This is a genomic window from Synechococcus sp. H55.10, assembly GCF_047502715.1.
Taxonomy (GTDB): Bacteria; Cyanobacteriota; Cyanobacteriia; order Thermostichales; family Thermostichaceae; genus Thermostichus.
On sequence record NZ_JANSJJ010000271.1, the window covers coordinates 1 to 523 of the forward strand.

The window sequence follows — 523 nt, forward strand, 5'->3', positions numbered from 1 at the left end:
TTGAGCAGGGGCAGCCGGCCTACCGCGGGCAACAACTGCACACTTGGATCTACCAAAAAGGGATCCGCTCCCTGCAGGAGGTGACGGTCTTTCCCAAAGCCTGGCGCGAGGCGCTGCAGGATTATCCTGTGGGGCGCTCCCAGGTTGTGCAGCGGATAGAATCCCGCGACGGCACCGTTAAGTTGCTGCTGCAGCTAGCGGATGGGGAGTTGATTGAGACGGTGGGGATCCAAACCGCCAAGCGGCTAACTGTCTGCGTTTCCTCCCAGGTGGGCTGCCCCATGGCCTGCGGCTTCTGCGGCACCGGCAAGATGGGCTACCGGCGCAACCTCAAGTTGCACGAAATCCTGGATCAGGTGTTAACGGTGCAGGAGGACTTTGGCCGCCGCGTCAGCCACGTGGTCTTCATGGGTATGGGGGAGCCCCTGCTCAACCGCGACACCGTGGTGCAGGCCATCCGCCGCCTCCACCAAGATATCGGCATCGGCCAGCGGCACATTACCCTTTCCACCGTGGGCGTGCC

General features: G+C 62.9%; 1 protein-coding gene. It reads left to right on the forward strand.

The window, feature by feature from the left end; genetic code table 11:
* Positions 1 to 523, forward strand: a 523-nt coding sequence (locus tag NW858_RS13095) for a radical SAM protein (protein ID WP_414520658.1), incomplete at both ends; no start/stop codon positions are given.